The following is a 17,205-nucleotide window of genomic DNA, read 5'->3' on the forward strand; positions in this document are numbered from 1 at the left end:
GCCTAACGAATAGAGGAGTGTGAAAAAAATTCGTGTGACTATATCTAAGGAGACCAAGTTAGAATATGCCTTGCTGCATTCGCATAAAGACGAGATGATCTCATTTATAAAGGGGTATCCGGAATATTTTGATGAGGCTATTGAATTAGCTATCCAAGATAAACAGCCATATTCCTGGAGGGCAGCATGGGTATTATGGAGTTGCATTTCTAAAAATGACCCCCGTATACAAAAATATATTCCCTTTATTATTGAAAGTATTGATGGCAAGACAGATGGGCATCAACGAGAATTGATAAAGATCTTACTTGAAATGGACCTTACCGACGAACAGGAAGGTTATTTATTCGATCTCTGCGTATCACTATGGGAACATCTGGAGAAGAAACCATCCGTAAGGTTTACGGCATTTAAGTTTATCCATAAGACTGCCTGTAAACATCCTGATCTGGCAAATGAAATACGATTGCTTGCACAGGAGAAATACATGCGCACATTGTCTCCCGGGGTACATAGATCTATTGAAAAGATGTTAAAGAATGTTCCTTCATAACTACCCCAAATTCACAACGAAATTCCTATTTTCCTCATCTGATCTTTTTTATTTTCATTCAAAACGCGCAAATATTTCTTATGAATCTTACAATTAATCTCTAAAGTACTGGGGCATGCAAAATTCTCAATCGGTATGGGAAGGGTCAACTCGCAATTCAAAACATCCGGATATGTTGTAATTTAAAACGTTTTTTCCTTAGAAAGGAAAAGTTGATTTGTTGCTTTCAGGGATGAAGTAGCAACTTTTATTAACTTTAACCTGGTGTTTTCAGAAACCTTTAAGATAGAGTATGAAATTAAGTCTAAAGTTCTTACCTATTAAAGATATGTTTTACTCGGTTGTTCCAACGGTCGGAACCTACGGAGGTTATCTGCAAGGCATGGCACCAAAGTTGTTTCCAAATCAATGGATCGCTATTGGGATTGGACTTATATTATCAATAATTTTGGCCGTAATTTTTTATTTCGAAAATGTAAAGGCTTATAAAAAATCCCTGGCAGAAATTCTTGCTACTGGCTATTTTATGAATTTTACAGGAAGATTGGGGAAATTACTCAAGACCAAAACACCAATCCATTTTTCTTTCCCGGATGGGAGTATCAAAACATTTACCGCTAATCATATTTCAGTTGAAATTGGAATGCCAATAAGTTTGGCTTCACTAATAAAATATAGTGAAAAGATTGAGATGAATTCTGATATTGTATACGTACGGGAAGAAACTTATAGCGAACCATTTTGGGTTCGTGCCAATGTTCAAGATGCAAAATTGATAGTATATGAGTTTCCCAGAACACTGTTTTCTATTTCAAGATATATGCGGAAAGACTTCACGAATAGCCAGAAGGCAGAGAAGAACTCTAAGAAAATATATTCCTTTTTTTCGGAAAAAATTGATCAGTTAAGAATCGAATATTCAAGTGAAATTTCGAATGAAAGATTAAATTTTATATCTGTCTAAAATATAATTGATGCTAAATTCATTTCTTGTGAGATCTATACCATTATGCTTTTTCATCTTTTTGGCCTCTGTTACAACATGGGCACAAGCCATTACATGCTCACCGGAAAATAAAGAGGCAGTAATCCAAAAAATTCTGGAAGTAAAAGGTATAGATAATGAGCTTTTTGGGGAGGAGTTGGTGGCCATTGGTAAAACCTTTATAGGTGTCCCCTATGTAGCCAAAACCCTGGAAGTGGGGGAAGAGGAATCTCTGGTGATTACCCTAGAGGGATTAGATTGTACCACCTATGTTGAAAATGTGCTGGCCTTTGGCCTGGTAAATGAAAAAACAGAACCCAACTTTGATTCCTTTGTAAAAACACTTGAAAAAATACGATACAGGGATGGGCAACTAAATGGATATGGTTCCAGACTACATTATTTTACAGAATGGATCTCAGATAATGAAAAAAAGGGGTTGGTACAAAATATCACAGCTTCTTTGGGGGGAGCAGAAATAGACAAAAAGCTCAATTTCATGAGTGTGCACCGAGACCTTTATCCCCATTTAAAGGATGATAAGTCTTTTCAACACATACAGGAAACTGAAAAGAAATTACAACAGCAGTCGCTGTGTATCTTATCTCAGGAAATGCTGGCCATGAATGAAGATCAGATCCACTCCGGAGATATCATTGCCCTTGCTACTTCCATTGAAGGATTGGATGTTACCCATACCGGATTTGCGATCAGAGCTGATGACGGACGTATTCATCTCCTGCATGCCTCTTCCTCTGGAGCCGTTGAGATCTCGGCACTTCCACTGGTTGATTACCTAAAAAAAATAAAGAAGAATACTGGGGTCATCGTTGCCAGGCCCTTGTAGGTTGTAGTACTTCAGAAATAGTTATTCTTCTTGCCAAATTACACGATTCTCCAGGGTGGATTCTTCCTATTCTTGCCGGCGAAGTAAAGTATCAATTGATTTTGGTCCGGATCTTTTAAACGGGCCTCTCTCCATATCCACCGTTTATCATTTGGCAATTCGTCAAAACTTATTCCTTTTTCTATTAATCCGGCCACATAGATGTCCAGATTCCGGCATTCAAAATAGACCATGACTCCATTCCCATGAGGTAATTCATCTACCTGATGTATGGAAAAAGTAGCATCTCCTTCGGGACATTCAAACCTGGCATAGGTTGGGATCGCTTTTATGATCAGCTTTAATCCTAATTTTTCATAGAACCCAATAGATTTGATCAGGTCCTTGGTAGGGACAGTCACTTGGTTTAGGTTCATACCTGGTATGTTTATATTGATGGTTCTTTAAAGATCGTTATTTGGGATCAGAAATAAAAATGGGATAGCACCATGTAAGAACTCGCCAGTTATAGTACTATTGCACCTGGGACATCAGGTATTTCTTAGGGGTGGTCCCGTATTTCTTTTTAAAGGCTGCTATAAAATGACTGGAAGTACTATAGCCCACTTTAAGGCCCACTTCATTGACATTATACTGATTAGACTCCAGCATTTTCCTGGCGTATTCCATTTTATAATCGAATAGAAAACTATAGACAGAGTCGCCATAGATCTGCTTAAATCCTTCTTTTAATTTTCTTAAACTTAATCCTATTTCCTCTGCCAACTCCGGTAAGGTAGGTGGTTCAGTCATCCGCTGTAAAATAATATCCTTTGCTTTTCTAATGCGCTTCACATTTTCTTCGTCCACTAAAAAAGGACACTGTTCCAATGCCGAATTATCTGTCTTGTTAAAATAGAGGGCTATAAGTTCATAGACCTTCCCCTTTACATACAGATCCATGATGGTAGGGTGTACGTTGTAGTTCATAAGCTGACTCAGCACTACTGCGATAGTTGGGGTAATAAGTTCCTGGGTGTAGTACTTCTTGTCCTCAAACTCTTTACTGAGAAAAGGAATATGTTCTGCCTGCTGCGAGAATAAAGAATGAAATTTTTGAATGCTCATCACCAGGGATAACATCCATGAATTGGGATGCACTTCTGCATTCAAGGGCAGATCTACCTGAGTGTTGTACAGCAATAAGGATTGTTCCTCAGGTACGTCTAACGCATAGGTCCCCTGATTAAAAACAAACTTGGCCCTTCCCTTCATACAAAAATGAAATTGTAAAAAAGAGCGATCTATCTTACGGTTAAACTGCTGAATTTGAGTGGTTTCATTCTGAAATTTGAGTACCAAAAAACCGGGTTCTACAAAGATCTCTTGTAAGGAACCTTCAGCGTTATTTTTATCATTCATAAGTCGATTTTTACGTCTATTTATTTAGAATAATTCTAAATAATATATATTTTGAATGTAGGTATCTTCAGCAAAAATAATGGATTTCACAGCTTTTATGCTAAAACCGTCATCAAAAAAACTTATAACGATACTTAAAGTACCGCTAGCGTTATTTTTGTGCTATCGTAGCCATTATTTTTGCCCTTCAGAAACCATTAAATGAAGAACTATCATATCTCCAGACATAATTCGTTCTACACGATAGGTTTGAGCTATGTAAAGGCCGATGCCGTTCTTAGGGGAAAATTTAGTTTGGAAGAACAAGCTGAAGAGGCAATTCTTCAACAGGCCAAGGTACTTGGAATAGACGGACTTCTGATAACGGCTACATGCAACCGCACCGAATTTCATGGTTTTGCACAACATCCTTTTCAATTGATAAAACTCCTTTGTGACCATTCTCGTGGAAGTGTTGAAGAGTTTCAGGAAGTTGGTTATATATACAAGAACTATGAGGCCATTGATCATCTGTTTCGCGTAGGTACAGGGCTCGACAGTCAGATCCTTGGCGATTTTGAGATCACTAGCCAAATAAAAAAAGGCTTTGCACGATCTAAAAAAAGTGGCCTGGCCAATCCCTTTCTGGAACGTCTTTGCAACACCATTCTTCAGGCAAGCAAACGGATAAAGAACGAGACCGAATTATCTAGTGGTGCTACTTCCGTGGCCTTTGCATCGGTACAATACATCTTACAAGAAGTGCCGAATATCTCCGAAAAAGATATTTTGCTTTTTGGAACAGGGAAGATAGGAAGAAACACCTGTGCAAACCTCTTGAAACACACACAGAATACGCATATCACCCTAATAAACCGGACCAAAGACAAGGCACAAAAGATAGGGGGCAAGTTCAACCTATTGGTAAAAGACTATGGGGATCTTCAAACAGAGATCAGACAGACAGATGTACTTATTGTAGCAACAGCTGCGCAATCTCCAACCATATCAAAAGCGCTGCTGCATCTCAAAAAACCATTACTTATTCTGGATCTGTCCATCCCTAAGAATGTAGCAGATGACGTAACGGATGTCCCCGGAGTTACACTGGTTCATTTAGATCATCTTTCTCAACGCACAGACGAGACCCTGGAACGAAGGAAACAGGATATCCCACTGGCAGAAAAGATCATTAATGAGGTACGGAAAGATTTTATTCAATGGCTAGAAACAAGAAAATTTGCCCCGGTCATTAAAGCCTTAAAAAAGAAATTAAATACCATGAAAGATGAGGAGATCAACTTTCAATCTAAAAAACTATCCGACTTTAATTCGGAACAGGCAGATATCATCTCCGCCAGGATCATACAAAAAATCACCAAACAGTTCGCCAATCATTTAAAAGATACAGAGGTGGATGCCGAAGATAGTCTGGAACTTATTCAACGGGTTTTTCAATTAGAAGTTGATAAACCATGAGCAAACCCATCCGGATAGGGACCCGCGATAGCGAATTGGCCTTATGGCAAGCCACATCCGTAAAAATTAAGCTGGAAGAATTAGGACATACTTGTCAACTGGTCCCAGTAAAAGCTACCGGTGACCTGCTGTTAGATAAACCTCTCTACGAATTAGGCATTACCGGTATTTTCACCAAAACATTAGATGTAGCCCTACTAAAAGGAGAAATAGACCTGGCCGTACATTCTATGAAAGATGTGCCTACCCTGCTTCCCAAAGGGATTGTTCAAGCGGCTGTACTGGAAAGAGGGAATCCCAGAGATATTTTAGTGCATAAGGGCCTCAACTTTCTAAATGAGGAAGGTCTTGTTGCTACCGGAAGTCTGCGCAGGAAAGCACAGTGGTTACATAAATATCCACTACATGAGATCACAGATCTGCGAGGCAATGTAAACACCCGTTTAGAAAAATTAAGTACTAATCCATGGAATGCGGCCATATTTGCCGCAGCCGGATTAGAACGAATTGGTATTCTTCCGGAAAAACATACCACATTGGAATGGATGATCCCGGCACCTGCACAAGGCGCCATGATGGTTGTAACCCTCGATAAAAATGAGGATTGTAAAAAGGCGCTCGCCGCTTTGAATGATGCAGATACTGAAAAGTGCACTAAGGTGGAACGCGATTTTCTGCGTACCCTGGAAGGTGGATGCACGGCTCCCATAGGTGCCTTAGCTAGATTTAAAGAAAATAACCTTTATTTCAGAGGGATCCTTCTCTCCCTGGACGGGCAAGTAAAATTTGAGATTCACAAAGAAGTGAATAGACAAGCACTAGATGGATTTGGCAAAGCTTGTGCTCAGGATATATTGGAACAGGGTGGTAAAGAACTTATGACATCCATTAAAGCACAACTACAAAAATGAGCACCGTCCTCTCCACCAGATTATTAAGCGAGGACCAAAAAAGGACGCTACAAGATGCCCATATTGTTGTGGAAGAATACAATGCTATTGCTATTGATCTTATAGATTTTGAGCTTCCAAAAGGATTTACTTATTTCATTTTTACCTCCAAGAATGGGGTGAAAAGCTTTTTGCGGTATTTGACTGATAAACCACAGCTCAGGATGTCTGAAATTAGTTGTTTTTGTGTTGGGCAAAAAACAAAGTCATTTTTAGAAGAAAATGAGCTAAAAGTGATCAAAATGACTGAAAATGCTTTAGAATTGGCCAATTTTATTGCAAAACGGTATAAAAAAGAACATTTTTTGATCTTTACAGGAAATCGAAACAGACCCGATCTGAGAATGATCCTCAGCAAGGAGAGCATACTTTTTAAAGAAATAGAGGTATACAAGACCAGCCTTGTGCCTCAACGACATAATCAGAAGTTTCAAGGGATATTATTTTACAGTCCAAGTGGTGTTGAGAGTTTTACCCGGGAAAATGTCATTGGAAATACTCCTGTATTTTGCATTGGAGAAACTACCGCCAGGGAAGCAAGGAAGTACAGTGAACATGTAAATGTTGCTGAAAAACCTACAGTGGATAGTGTGATAGAAATGCTTATTAAAAAACTTCCTACTCTATTAAAACAATGAACATGGCAATAAAGAACGATCTATTCTTAAAGGCATTAAAAGGGGAGACCGTAGAAAGGCCTCCCGTTTGGATGATGCGGCAAGCTGGCAGGTATCTGCCAGAATTTATGGAACTCAAAAAGAAGTACGATTTCTTTACCCGATGCCAAACCCCGGAACTGGCCTCAGAGATTACCGTACAGCCCATCAGGAGATTTGGGATGGACGCCGCTATTTTATTTAGTGATATCCTGGTAATTCCTCAGGCTATGGAAATTGAGGTTGAGATGAAACCAGATTTTGGTCCCTATTTACCCCACCCTATCCGATCTCAAAAAGATCTGGACCGAGTTATAGTACCAGATGTCCATAAAAGTCTTGGCTATGTAATGGATGCCATCAAAATGACCAAGGAAAAATTGCAGGATGAGGTGCCACTTATTGGTTTTGCCGGGTCTCCATGGACCATACTATGTTATTGCGTACAGGGACAAGGCAGCAAAAACTTTGACAAGGCCAAAGAATTCTGCTTTACCCAGCCTTCGGTAGCTCATGGACTGCTTCAAAAGATCACGGATACTACAATTGCCTATCTGAAGGCCAAAGTAGCAGCCGGAGTGAACGCAGTTCAGGTGTTCGATTCCTGGGGAGGGATGTTATCCCCGGAAGATTATAATGAATTCTCCTGGCCTTATATTCAACAGATCGTTGATGCACTAAAAGACGAAGCCCCGGTAATTGTATTTGGGAAAGGGTGCTGGTTTGCCCTAAAGACCATGTCGCAATCTGGTGCGGCCGCCCTGGGTGTAGATTGGACCTGCTCTGCACAAAATGCACGTTACCTCAGTGGAGGGAACATAACGTTGCAGGGTAATTTTGATCCTACACGTCTGTTCTCACCTCCTTCAGATATAAAGAAAATGGTTGCAAAAATGATACGCGATTTTGGTAAGGACAGATACATTGTAAATTTGGGCCATGGTATTTTACCAAACGTCCCCGTAGAAAATGCCAAAGCATTCATAGATGCGGTTAAGTCGTATTCGGAGTAGTGGATCTATGGCATTTCATAAAAAGAGCGAATGCTGCACAATTTTGGCATTTGATGACATTATGTTTGGGAAATATAAGACTGCTCTGGCCAACATATAAGGCAACAAAACAGGCTGTGCAGTATTCCAATACATTTTTTGGAACTAAACACCATAAGAATACCCCTTCCAATGCCTTCAGGCATGCCGTTTGGAATTGGCTTATTGCCAAAGAATGCATGCAATGGAAGAAAGACGAAAATACAGTCTTGAAATGGACCCTAAAGATCACAACTATGCATGAAAAGATATTACCCGGAGATCCACTTTCCAATGCTATGGACATGCATAATAATGAAGTAGGAAGAACGATTTTTTTTAAAGAGAAAGAACATGATCTGGAAAAAGGTCTGGCTACATTGCGAAAATTGACGCAAGAATCCAAAAAAGTACATACACTTGATGAGTTAACACTTCATTCAAAATCTCAATTAGTACATTTAATTGATCCACAGTAATGAAAGATAAATTCTATAATTATATAGTAGCCCTGCAGGATTCCATCACCTCTCAATTGGAGAGTCTTGACGGGAAAGCCATCTTTAGGGAAGATATTTGGGAACGGCCGGAAGGTGGCGGTGGCAAAACCCGTGTTATTGAAAATGGTGACGTTTTTGAAAAAGGAGGGGTTAATATATCTGCTGTGCACGGTGCGCTTCCAAAAAGTATGCAGTCCTATTTTGGTGTTCAGGAAGCAGATTTTTTTGCTTGTGGACTAAGCTTGGTATTACACCCCATAAATCCATTTGTCCCCACTGTGCATGCCAATTGGAGGTATTTTGAAATGTATGATAAGGAGGGAAATATAGTAGACCAATGGTTTGGAGGTGGGCAGGACCTAACACCCTACTATTTATTCGATGAAGATGCGCTGCATTTTCATACGATCTGTAAACAAGCCTGTGACAAACACCATCCTGATTTTTATACAACATATAAAACAAAATGCGATGAATACTTCTACAATAGCCACAGACAGGAAGCACGCGGCATAGGAGGTCTGTTCTTTGATTATTGCAAAGCTTCTGAGGAGATGAGCATGGAACAGTGGTATAATTTTGTCACAGAAGTAGGAGATTCTTTCCTGAACTCTTATGTGCCCATAGTGGAGAGAAGAAAAGATCTCTCCTATTCAAAGGACCAAAGAACCTGGCAGGAAATCAGACGGGGGCGCTATGTGGAATTTAATCTTGTACATGATAAAGGCACTTTGTTTGGTTTAAAGACCAATGGGCGTATTGAAAGTATTTTGATGAGTTTACCCCCAACTGTACAATGGGTATATGATCATCATCCTGAGAAAGGAAGTGAGGAGGCCCGTTTGTTATGTGTCCTGAATGAACCCAAAGATTGGATAGCTTCCTGATTCAAATACCATCCTATGAGAACACAAAAGATATATCAGATAGATGCCTTTGCAGATGCCTTGTTCCAGGGGAATCCTGCAGCCGTCTGCGTCATGGATACCTGGTTGGCGGATGACATTATGCAAAAGATCGCTATGGAGAACAACCTGGCAGAAACTGCTTTTGTTGTAAAAGAGGAAGGTCTGTACCATATTCGTTGGTTTACCCCGGAACTGGAGGTGGACCTCTGCGGGCATGCAACACTGGCAAGCGCTTATGTACTCTTCCACTATTACCAACATGCCTCAGATACTATCAACTTTTATTCTAACAGAAGTGGGGAATTATCTGTATTCAGGGAAACCTCGGGTAATCTTACAATGAATTTCCCGACAGATACGCTGGAGGAAGTGCCCATTAACGAAAAAATAGTGGAGGCACTCGGTCTTACTCCTTTAAAAACCTTTAAAGGCAAGACAGATTATTTATTGATCTATGAAAATGAAGAAATGATAAGTTCCATGAAGCCTAACTTTTTTCTTTTGGATGCTATAGAAGCCAGAGGGATCATTGTCTCTGCTCCGGGAAATGAGGTAGATATGGTCTCGCGATTCTTTGCTCCCTGTTGCGGGATTCCCGAAGACCCTGTCACGGGTTCGGCCCATACAAGTCTTACGCCCTATTGGGCTAAAAGGTTGGGTAAAAAGGAATTGGTTGCCAAACAATTATCTGCAAGAGGAGGCACTATTCGCTGCACATATTTGGGAGATCGGGTCCTTATTTCCGGAAAGGCTGTACCCTATTTAAGCGGCGAAATAATACTGTAGAAACCGATCAAATCGCTTAACTTTAAGAATAAATAAAACTCCATGTATCCACTTAGAAGAAATCGAATCCTTAGAAATAGTAATTCCATTAGACATCTTGTGCGTGAAACCATTATAACCCCTAGTGATTTTTTGGTTCCTCTCTTTGTTGTGGAAGGAAATGGCGTAAAAGAAGAAATACCTTCTATGCCCAATTATTTTCGATTGAGCCTGGATAATTTAGGGAAAGAAGCAAAAGAACTCTGGAATATGGGGCTATGCGCCGTACTTCTTTTTGTAAAGGTACCGGATAATTTAAAAGACAATACAGGGTCTGAGGCTTTAAATGAACATGGCTTAATGCAGCGAGCCATTAAGACGGTAAAGGATGCTTGCCCGGATATGTTGGTGATGACCGATGTTGCGCTCGATCCGTATTCCACCTTCGGCCATGACGGAATCGTTTCAAACGGCATTATATTAAATGATGCCACCAACGAAATTTTAGCGGAAATGAGTATCTCTCATGCCAAGGCAGGGGCAGATTTTGTGGCTCCCAGTGATATGATGGATGGGAGAATACAAATCATACGCGAAGCCCTGGAAGATGAAGAACTTACCACTACCGGAATAATGAGTTATGGAGCAAAATATGCCAGTGCTTTTTATGGCCCTTTTAGAGATGCCCTGGACTCTGCTCCCTCAACTAGCGGCGATGCCCCTAAAGACAAACAAACCTATCAGATGGATCCTGCTAACAGATTCGAGGCTGTTAAAGAGGCGGAAATGGATGTGGAAGAAGGGGCCGACATTATTATGGTAAAACCAGGCCTTTGTTATCTGGACATTGTACGAGAAGTTAAAAATGCAGTAGATGTGCCTGTAGCTGTATATCAGGTCTCAGGGGAATATGCCATGTTAAAAGCTGCGGCAGAAAGAGGATGGTTAGATCACGATTCCGTAATGATGGAACAATTGATCGCTATGAAAAGGGCCGGAGCAAACATCATTGCATCATATTTCGCGAAAGAAGCTGTGGCATTAATGAGCTAAAATTACAGTAAATAAGTAGTTCATGGTTTTTAGAAATGGCATTGTGTATATTATTATACTTTTTGGTATATTAATAAACAGCTACAGTCAATCCCCACAAATATCTTCCAAAAATAAACTTCAATCCAGCGTAGATTCAATTATAACAAACGGTATAATAAATGAGGCCTTCCCCGGAGCCCAGCTGCTGGTGGCTAAGGAAGGGACCATTGTTTTTCATAAAGCGTACGGATATCACACCTATGACAGTCTGCAGCCGGTTAAGACGAACGATCTGTATGATCTGGCCTCTCTCACCAAGATACTAGGGCCTCTACCACTTCTGATGAAACTGTATGAAGAAGGAAAAATAGATCTTGACGCTCCCTTTAGTACCTATTGGAAGTCCTGGCAGCGCATAAAAAATAAAAAGGATCTTACACTGCGGGAGATATTGGCGCATCAGGCTGGTTTAACCCCTTACATTGTCTTTTTAAATGAGGTAATGCGGAAAGATGAACTCAAATCAAGATTTCTAAGCAATAAACTAAAGGGCAATTTTAAAAAACAGGCCTATGAGGATCTTTACGTGGCCAATAGGTTCCAACATAAAATGAATAGAATGATCCGTCGCTCTGAAGTGGACGATCTGAAGGAATACAAATATTCTGGTCTGGCATTTTTATTATTTCCTGAGCTCATCGAAAAGCTTACAGGCCATTCCTATTCATACGAATTGACCAAAGAATTTATTTTCCCCCTTGACATCCCCAGTCTGGGATTTCTTCCACAGAAAAAAGGCTTTCCAAATGCCCTTGTTCCCACAGAATATGACCATCGTTATAGAAAAGCCCTGGTTCATGGATGGGTACACGATGAGAATGCTTCCCTCCTGGGAGGTATTTCCGGGAACGCAGGACTTTTTGGTACCGCGCACGATCTTTATCGGTTTATGCAGTTCTATCAAAATTATGGGGTCCTTGAAGGGCATCGTTTATTAAAGGAAGAAACGGTCAGAGAATTTACATCTATACAATATCCCGAGAATGAAAATAGAAGGGGACTTGGTTTTGATAAACCTTTATTAGATAATGTTGACAGGAGCTTAGAAGATGCCTATCCCGCACCCTCCGCCAGTCCGGAAAGCTTTGGCCATAGTGGGTTTACGGGCACTTTTGTGTGGGCCGACCCGAAATACCAATTGGTATTTATATTTTTATCAAATCGTGTTCATCCATTCAGAACACATCGAAATTTATATGACCTGCATATTCGGACCTCCCTTCACGAGGTCTTTTACACCTTTTACAGGTAGTATATATCATCTTATTTGTTTTTTTAATAATTCTTACCTTCGCTATTGAATCTACCAACATGGAATTACTATTTTTTTACATTTTCATTTCCATCTTTTTCTCTTTTTTGTGTTCTATTTGGGAAGCCGTTTTACTTAGCGTTACACCCACTTTTATAAATCTCAAAAAGAAAGAAAATAAGAAATATGCTTTTAGATTGGAGAATCTGAAAAAGGATATAGACAAACCTTTAATAGCGATATTAACGTTAAATACCGTTGCCCATACGGTTGGAGCTATTTTAGTGGGTGTTCAGGCCAAGGTTACTTATGCTGAGTCGTATGGCAATAGCACAAACAGCTTTTTAGGCCTGCAATTCACGGAAGAGCTTATGGTTGGGGTCGTTTCCGCCATAATGACGATACTTATTCTTGTGGCGTCTGAGATCATTCCTAAAACCCTGGGGGCCACCTATTGGCAGAAACTGGCAAATTTTACGACTAGGTCACTCAATATTTTGGTCCTAATACTCAAATGGACTGGCTTATTGTGGGTGCTTCAACTATTTACAAAATTAATAAGCAAGAAAGCGATACATGGCAGTGTGCTAAGCCGTGAAGATTTTACGGTTATGGCCGATATCGCTCAGGAAGAAGGGGTCTTTGAGGCTTCAGAGTCTACGGTCATTAAAAATTTGTTACGTTTTAAAGAGGTTTTAGTTAAAGATATTATGACTCCCAGGGCGGTCATGAAAATAGCTTCAGAAAATCAGACTATTAGAGAATTCTTTAAGGAAAATCCTGAACTTCGTTTCTCACGCATTCCATTATACGGGGAACGGGTAGATATTATTACTGGTTTTGTATTGAAGGACACAGTATTGGAAGAAATTATCAATGAAAAAGGGGATTTTCCCTTATCCTCAATAAGAAGAGATATCCTTATGACCACCAGAAATACATCCATTCCACAATTGTTCGAAATTTTTATTTCAAAAAAGGAGCATATAGCATTGGTTACCGATGAATATGGCTCTATTAGTGGGTTAGTTTCCATGGAAGACATCATAGAAACCCTTTTAGGTCTGGAAATAATGGATGAAAGCGACCACCATGAAGATCTTCAGGTTTTAGCCAGGAAAAAATGGGAGGCTAGAGCCAAAAAAACAGGTATTATTGAATAAAATTGAAGAAGCACTAATAGAAACGCCTTTGGGTTGGGCAAAAATAGAAGGTGATCTTGAAGGAATAAGATCAATTTCTATTCTTGACGATAAACCTGTTGAAACAATTGAAATTCCTGAACTACTTGAAGATGCGGCTTATCAATTAAAAGAGTATTTTGAAGGCAAAAGAAAGGACTTTCAATTAGAATTAAATCCTTTAGGAACAGAATTCCAACTTAGGGTTTGGAAGGAATTACAAACTATTCCCTATGGAAAACAAATCTCCTACCTGGAATTATCAAAAAAATTGGGCGATGTTAAAGCCATTCGGGCGGTTGCTGCTGCCAATGGGAAAAATCCATTATGGATCGTAATTCCCTGTCATAGAGTGATAGGAAGTAATGGTGATCTGGTAGGTTATGCAGGAGGATTACACCGTAAAAAATGGTTGTTGAACCATGAGAGTCCCGCAAAACAAGGTTCCTTATTCCCAAATTAACAGACCATGTGGTTTGTTGCTCTCCAATCCTTACAGATTTATTGAATAGTTTACCCTTTGGTCGATCTATTTGTTAGTTTTCTCCCTACCCACTCAATTTCATTCAGAAATCTCAAACAATAAAACCAACCAGCTGGTCTGTTAGCTGCTTTTCTGCTATTTAATGAAATAAGTAGGGGCAAAAGGCACTTCAATACGCTCCAACAGGGTTCCCGTTTTAGAGATGACAAGTACACCGCCAATAATCTCCGTCGTAAAATTGTCATTCGCATATCCCATAAGAAAGACCTCAGCTTCTTCAATGTACCGCATGGCGGTTAACACTATTGTGGACTCAGTTTCTGATTCTACTTGTTGTACAATACTTAGAATATCAATAACGAAATCAGTATCGTTCTCAAAATTGAAATAGGCCGGCCCAAAAGTTACGGGGGATGGTTGTGCCAACGAATTGGAATAAAAGAGGGTATTGCCATTAACGGCTCCTTGTAAAGGTCCCGGTGGCAAAAACTTATCTAAATTAAACGATGATTCACTTTGAAGTATAAGGGTCTCAATATCGTACACCTGATACACAAAATTAGAACTCCCGGTCCCAATTACAACACCGATATTGCCTTCATCATCTATGAGAACATTGGGGACGCCTTCGCCATAGTCTAGCGTACTTATAATAGAGCGTGTTTCTGTATTGAAAACGGCAATTTTATAAGCTCCTGCTTCGTCTTTATACGTCATTAAGATCCGTTGGCGGTAATATAATGGATCATATGCTTGCTGAATATTGAACTCTATAGGAAGGTCCGAAAAGCTTCCATCATCAGGATCCAGGGTTCTTATCCCAAAATCCCGACTCCCTTTGGGGCTGTAATTACCCAAAAACAAAAGGTCCTCAGAATTTGTCCCCCAGGTTATGGATCGTTCTTCTGTTACCGTATAAAAGTCGGGATACGCAGTAGATTGACCGTTTAGTGTGTTTTGCTGAAGAATTGAAAAACTACCCGCACTAAAACTGTAAAATGAGACCACTTCATCTACCTGTCGCAATGTTATATAAAATGGATCCAGGCCAAGTGTCTGGGTAAGGTTGATCTGAGACCCGATTTCCTGTGTAGAATTATAGCTATACTGAACAGTACCCGGCCCATTATCCTTAGAACAGGATATAAAAAAGGCCAGACACAGGAACACAGCAAGTAATTGATGATATTTCATGCAAGTTTTTCTTTAAAAATACATAATCTCAAATTAAAGATTAGAAACCGAAAGCTACTTTCACCCTTATATACTCTCTTTGCCATGAACCCTTTTCAGAAATGTGAAGAATACATTTCTTAGTATCTTTAATATAGCAAAGACCATAGTGTAATTCGTTCGTCTTATCATCATACCCTAATGCTTCAAAAAATAGATCTTGAACATATTCTTTTCCTCGACATTGAAACGGTTCCTGAAGAAAGGGAGTATTCCCGGCTCGATGAAACCAAAAGGCAATTATGGGACCATAAATCCCAATATCGCAGAGCAGAAGATGAATCTGCGGAAGAGTATTATGATAATGCAGGGATATGGGCAGAATTTGGCAAGATCATTTGTATTTCTGTAGGGTATTTTCATTTTAAAGGCAGTCAACGACAATTCCGGGTGACTACTTTCCACGGGGATGAAAAAACAATATTGCAAGAGTTCAACAATCTATTAGAAGCTCATTTTAGACACCCAAAATACCTCTTATGTGCCCACAATGGGAAAGAATTCGATTTTCCTTATATCGCCCGCCGTATGATCATCCTGGGGATCCCTATCCCTAGTAAGTTGAACCTGTTTGGTAAAAAACCCTGGGAAGTGCCTCATCTGGATACCATGGAACTCTGGAAATTCGGAGATTATAAGCATTATACCTCCCTTAAATTGATGGCCAATATCCTGGGAATTCCTTCCCCAAAGGAAGATATTGATGGTAGCATGGTAAGGCAAGTCTATTATGAAGAAAAGGATCTGGACCGTATTATCCTCTATTGCGAACGCGATGTGATCACCGTGGCTCAGGTATTTCTGCGTCTGCGAAATGATATACTATTGGAAGATCAGGAAATAAAAAAGGTCTGAGTCTCCATTGCATTAGACAAAAGGTGCTGTATAAAGAAACTGTACATAGACCGGAAAATGATCACTATAGCCTCCTAAATACTTCCTTCCCACATACGTCCTAAACGGATTTCCCTTGTAACGGCCACTCCATTCTTTTAAGAACCGATCGTCAAAGATATTGGCATGTGTAAAACTATGAGTCCCCGCCTCTTTGTTAAAAAAGGTGTTGGAAAGGATGATCTGATCAAAAAGTGACCAGCGTTGTTTGTAATTGGCACTGCCTCTTCGCATAGTGATAAGAATCTCCATGGGATTATAGAGTTTTTTTCCATTTACCAGGGTTTGAATGCTTTTATCCGCGGGGCCATCATTAAAGTCACCCATAACCACAATATTTGGATTGGAATCCTTCTCTTCAATAGTTGAAATAAAGGCATGGATGGTCGCTGCTGCTTTAATTCTTTTATACGCCGTCTCCGTATCACCATCTCTGCGTGAGGGCCAATGATTTACAAAGAGGTGTATCTCTTCCCTATTGAGATGGCCATGAACATACAGGATGTCCCGGGTAGCATCGAGTACACCGTTCAAGTTTTTAACCATTAGTGGAATCTTCTCTGAGGCTATCACTTTAAAGTGTTTTGGGTCATACAGCAGGGCAGTATCTATCCCTCGTTCATCAGGAGAATCGTAGTGAACATATTGATACGCTTTGTCCTTGAGGGACGGTGCATCGATTAGATCCTCTATCACCCTTTTATTCTCCAGTTCTGCCAACCCAATTAGTACAGGGGCCCTTTGACTTTCCTTTACTCCAAGATGGGATAGGGTCCTGGATAATTTTCTTATTTTCTTACGGTACCGCTTAGGGGTCCATTTTTTAAATCCCTTGGGTGTAAAATCATCATCGAGTTTTGTTGGATCGTTTTTAGTGTCAAATAAATTCTCAAGATTGTAAAAGGCTATAGTAAAAAGGTTAGTTATACGCTTCTTCCGAAAGAAAGTAATTGCCATGTGTCATAAATATGATCCCTAAAATACGAAATCGCTTAGCAGGTATTGTGTAGCT

At 39.9% G+C, this 17,205-nt stretch carries 19 protein-coding genes; 15 read left to right on the top strand and 4 right to left on the bottom strand.

Annotation, left to right across the window (positions count from 1 at the left end; genetic code table 11):
• Positions 1-34 precede the first annotated feature (34 nt).
• The 3 genes from Q0X72_RS01075 to Q0X72_RS01085 all read left to right on the top strand — a co-directional run bounded on the left by Q0X72_RS01075 (position 35) and on the right by Q0X72_RS01085 (position 2,385).
• Positions 35-553, top strand: a complete 519-nt coding sequence (locus Q0X72_RS01075; RefSeq protein ID WP_297760774.1) for a hypothetical protein — start codon at positions 35-37, stop codon at positions 551-553.
• A 292-nt stretch (positions 554-845) separates the two neighbouring features.
• Positions 846-1,517, top strand: a complete 672-nt coding sequence (locus Q0X72_RS01080; RefSeq protein WP_297760777.1) for an STING domain-containing protein — start codon at positions 846-848, stop codon at positions 1,515-1,517.
• 28 nt (positions 1,518-1,545) lie between these two features.
• The gene (locus Q0X72_RS01085) at positions 1,546-2,385 is read left to right on the top strand and encodes an N-acetylmuramoyl-L-alanine amidase-like domain-containing protein (RefSeq protein ID WP_297760780.1); all 840 of its coding nucleotides are present in this window, start codon (positions 1,546-1,548) and stop codon (positions 2,383-2,385) included.
• 38 nt (positions 2,386-2,423) lie between these two features.
• Here the strand turns inward: Q0X72_RS01085 and Q0X72_RS01090 are convergent, their stop codons facing one another.
• Together Q0X72_RS01090 and Q0X72_RS01095 are read right to left on the bottom strand one after the other, a co-directional pair.
• Positions 2,424-2,801, bottom strand: a complete 378-nt coding sequence (locus Q0X72_RS01090; RefSeq protein ID WP_297760783.1) for a VOC family protein — start codon at positions 2,799-2,801, stop codon at positions 2,424-2,426.
• Positions 2,802-2,898: 97 nt separating this feature from the next.
• Positions 2,899-3,786, bottom strand: a complete 888-nt coding sequence (locus Q0X72_RS01095) for a helix-turn-helix transcriptional regulator (protein ID WP_297760786.1) — start codon at positions 3,784-3,786, stop codon at positions 2,899-2,901.
• A gap of 201 nt (positions 3,787-3,987) precedes the next feature.
• On the opposite strand from Q0X72_RS01095, the gene hemA reads away from it, so the two are divergent.
• From hemA to Q0X72_RS01150, 11 genes are all read left to right on the top strand, one after another.
• Complete coding sequence (hemA, locus tag Q0X72_RS01100; RefSeq protein ID WP_297760789.1) at positions 3,988-5,244, top strand: glutamyl-tRNA reductase; 1,257 nt, start codon at positions 3,988-3,990, stop codon at positions 5,242-5,244.
• Positions 5,241-6,155 carry a hydroxymethylbilane synthase gene (gene hemC, locus Q0X72_RS01105; RefSeq protein WP_297760792.1) on the top strand — a complete coding sequence of 305 codons (915 nt, stop codon included), beginning with the start codon at positions 5,241-5,243 and terminating at the stop codon, positions 6,153-6,155. Before hemA ends, hemC begins: the two co-directional genes overlap by 4 nt.
• On the top strand, positions 6,152-6,832 hold the full coding sequence (locus Q0X72_RS01110) for a uroporphyrinogen-III synthase (protein WP_297760794.1): 681 nt from the start codon (positions 6,152-6,154) through the stop codon (positions 6,830-6,832). Before hemC ends, Q0X72_RS01110 begins: the two co-directional genes overlap by 4 nt.
• A gap of 2 nt (positions 6,833-6,834) precedes the next feature.
• Positions 6,835-7,863 carry a uroporphyrinogen decarboxylase gene (gene hemE, locus Q0X72_RS01115; protein ID WP_297760797.1) on the top strand — a complete coding sequence of 343 codons (1,029 nt, stop codon included), beginning with the start codon at positions 6,835-6,837 and terminating at the stop codon, positions 7,861-7,863.
• 65 nt (positions 7,864-7,928) lie between these two features.
• Positions 7,929-8,360, top strand: a complete 432-nt coding sequence (locus tag Q0X72_RS01120; RefSeq protein WP_297760800.1) for a hypothetical protein — start codon at positions 7,929-7,931, stop codon at positions 8,358-8,360.
• Positions 8,360-9,268, top strand: a complete 909-nt coding sequence (hemF, locus tag Q0X72_RS01125; protein ID WP_297760803.1) for an oxygen-dependent coproporphyrinogen oxidase — start codon at positions 8,360-8,362, stop codon at positions 9,266-9,268. The genes Q0X72_RS01120 and hemF overlap by 1 nt, the downstream gene beginning before the upstream one ends.
• Positions 9,269-9,283: 15 nt before the next feature.
• Complete coding sequence (locus Q0X72_RS01130; protein ID WP_297760806.1) at positions 9,284-10,075, top strand: PhzF family phenazine biosynthesis protein; 792 nt, start codon at positions 9,284-9,286, stop codon at positions 10,073-10,075.
• Positions 10,076-10,117: 42 nt separating this feature from the next.
• Entirely contained in the window at positions 10,118-11,107 is a 990-nt protein-coding gene (hemB, locus tag Q0X72_RS01135; RefSeq protein WP_297760809.1) for a porphobilinogen synthase, read from the top strand.
• 22 nt (positions 11,108-11,129) lie between these two features.
• Positions 11,130-12,401 carry a serine hydrolase gene (locus tag Q0X72_RS01140; RefSeq protein WP_297760811.1) on the top strand — a complete coding sequence of 424 codons (1,272 nt, stop codon included), beginning with the start codon at positions 11,130-11,132 and terminating at the stop codon, positions 12,399-12,401.
• A gap of 59 nt (positions 12,402-12,460) precedes the next feature.
• Positions 12,461-13,564, top strand: coding sequence for a CNNM domain-containing protein (locus tag Q0X72_RS01145; RefSeq protein ID WP_297760814.1), 1,104 nt, complete (start codon positions 12,461-12,463; stop codon positions 13,562-13,564).
• 1 nt (position 13,565) lies between these two features.
• On the top strand, positions 13,566-14,045 hold the full coding sequence (locus tag Q0X72_RS01150) for a methylated-DNA--[protein]-cysteine S-methyltransferase (protein ID WP_297760896.1): 480 nt from the start codon (positions 13,566-13,568) through the stop codon (positions 14,043-14,045).
• A 156-nt stretch (positions 14,046-14,201) separates the two neighbouring features.
• On the opposite strand, the gene Q0X72_RS01155 is transcribed toward Q0X72_RS01150, so the two are convergent.
• On the bottom strand, positions 14,202-15,260 hold the full coding sequence (locus tag Q0X72_RS01155) for a hypothetical protein (RefSeq protein ID WP_297760817.1): 1,059 nt from the start codon (positions 15,258-15,260) through the stop codon (positions 14,202-14,204).
• A gap of 180 nt (positions 15,261-15,440) precedes the next feature.
• Between Q0X72_RS01155 and Q0X72_RS01160 the strand changes: the two genes are divergently transcribed.
• Positions 15,441-16,154, top strand: coding sequence for a 3'-5' exonuclease (locus Q0X72_RS01160; protein ID WP_297760820.1), 714 nt, complete (start codon positions 15,441-15,443; stop codon positions 16,152-16,154).
• A gap of 12 nt (positions 16,155-16,166) precedes the next feature.
• Here the strand turns inward: Q0X72_RS01160 and Q0X72_RS01165 are convergent, their stop codons facing one another.
• Complete coding sequence (locus Q0X72_RS01165) at positions 16,167-17,150, bottom strand: endonuclease (protein ID WP_297760823.1); 984 nt, start codon at positions 17,148-17,150, stop codon at positions 16,167-16,169.
• Positions 17,151-17,205 lie beyond the last annotated feature (55 nt).

This window comes from uncultured Muriicola sp., assembly GCF_947258935.1.
Lineage (GTDB): Bacteria > Bacteroidota > Bacteroidia > Flavobacteriales > Flavobacteriaceae > Muriicola.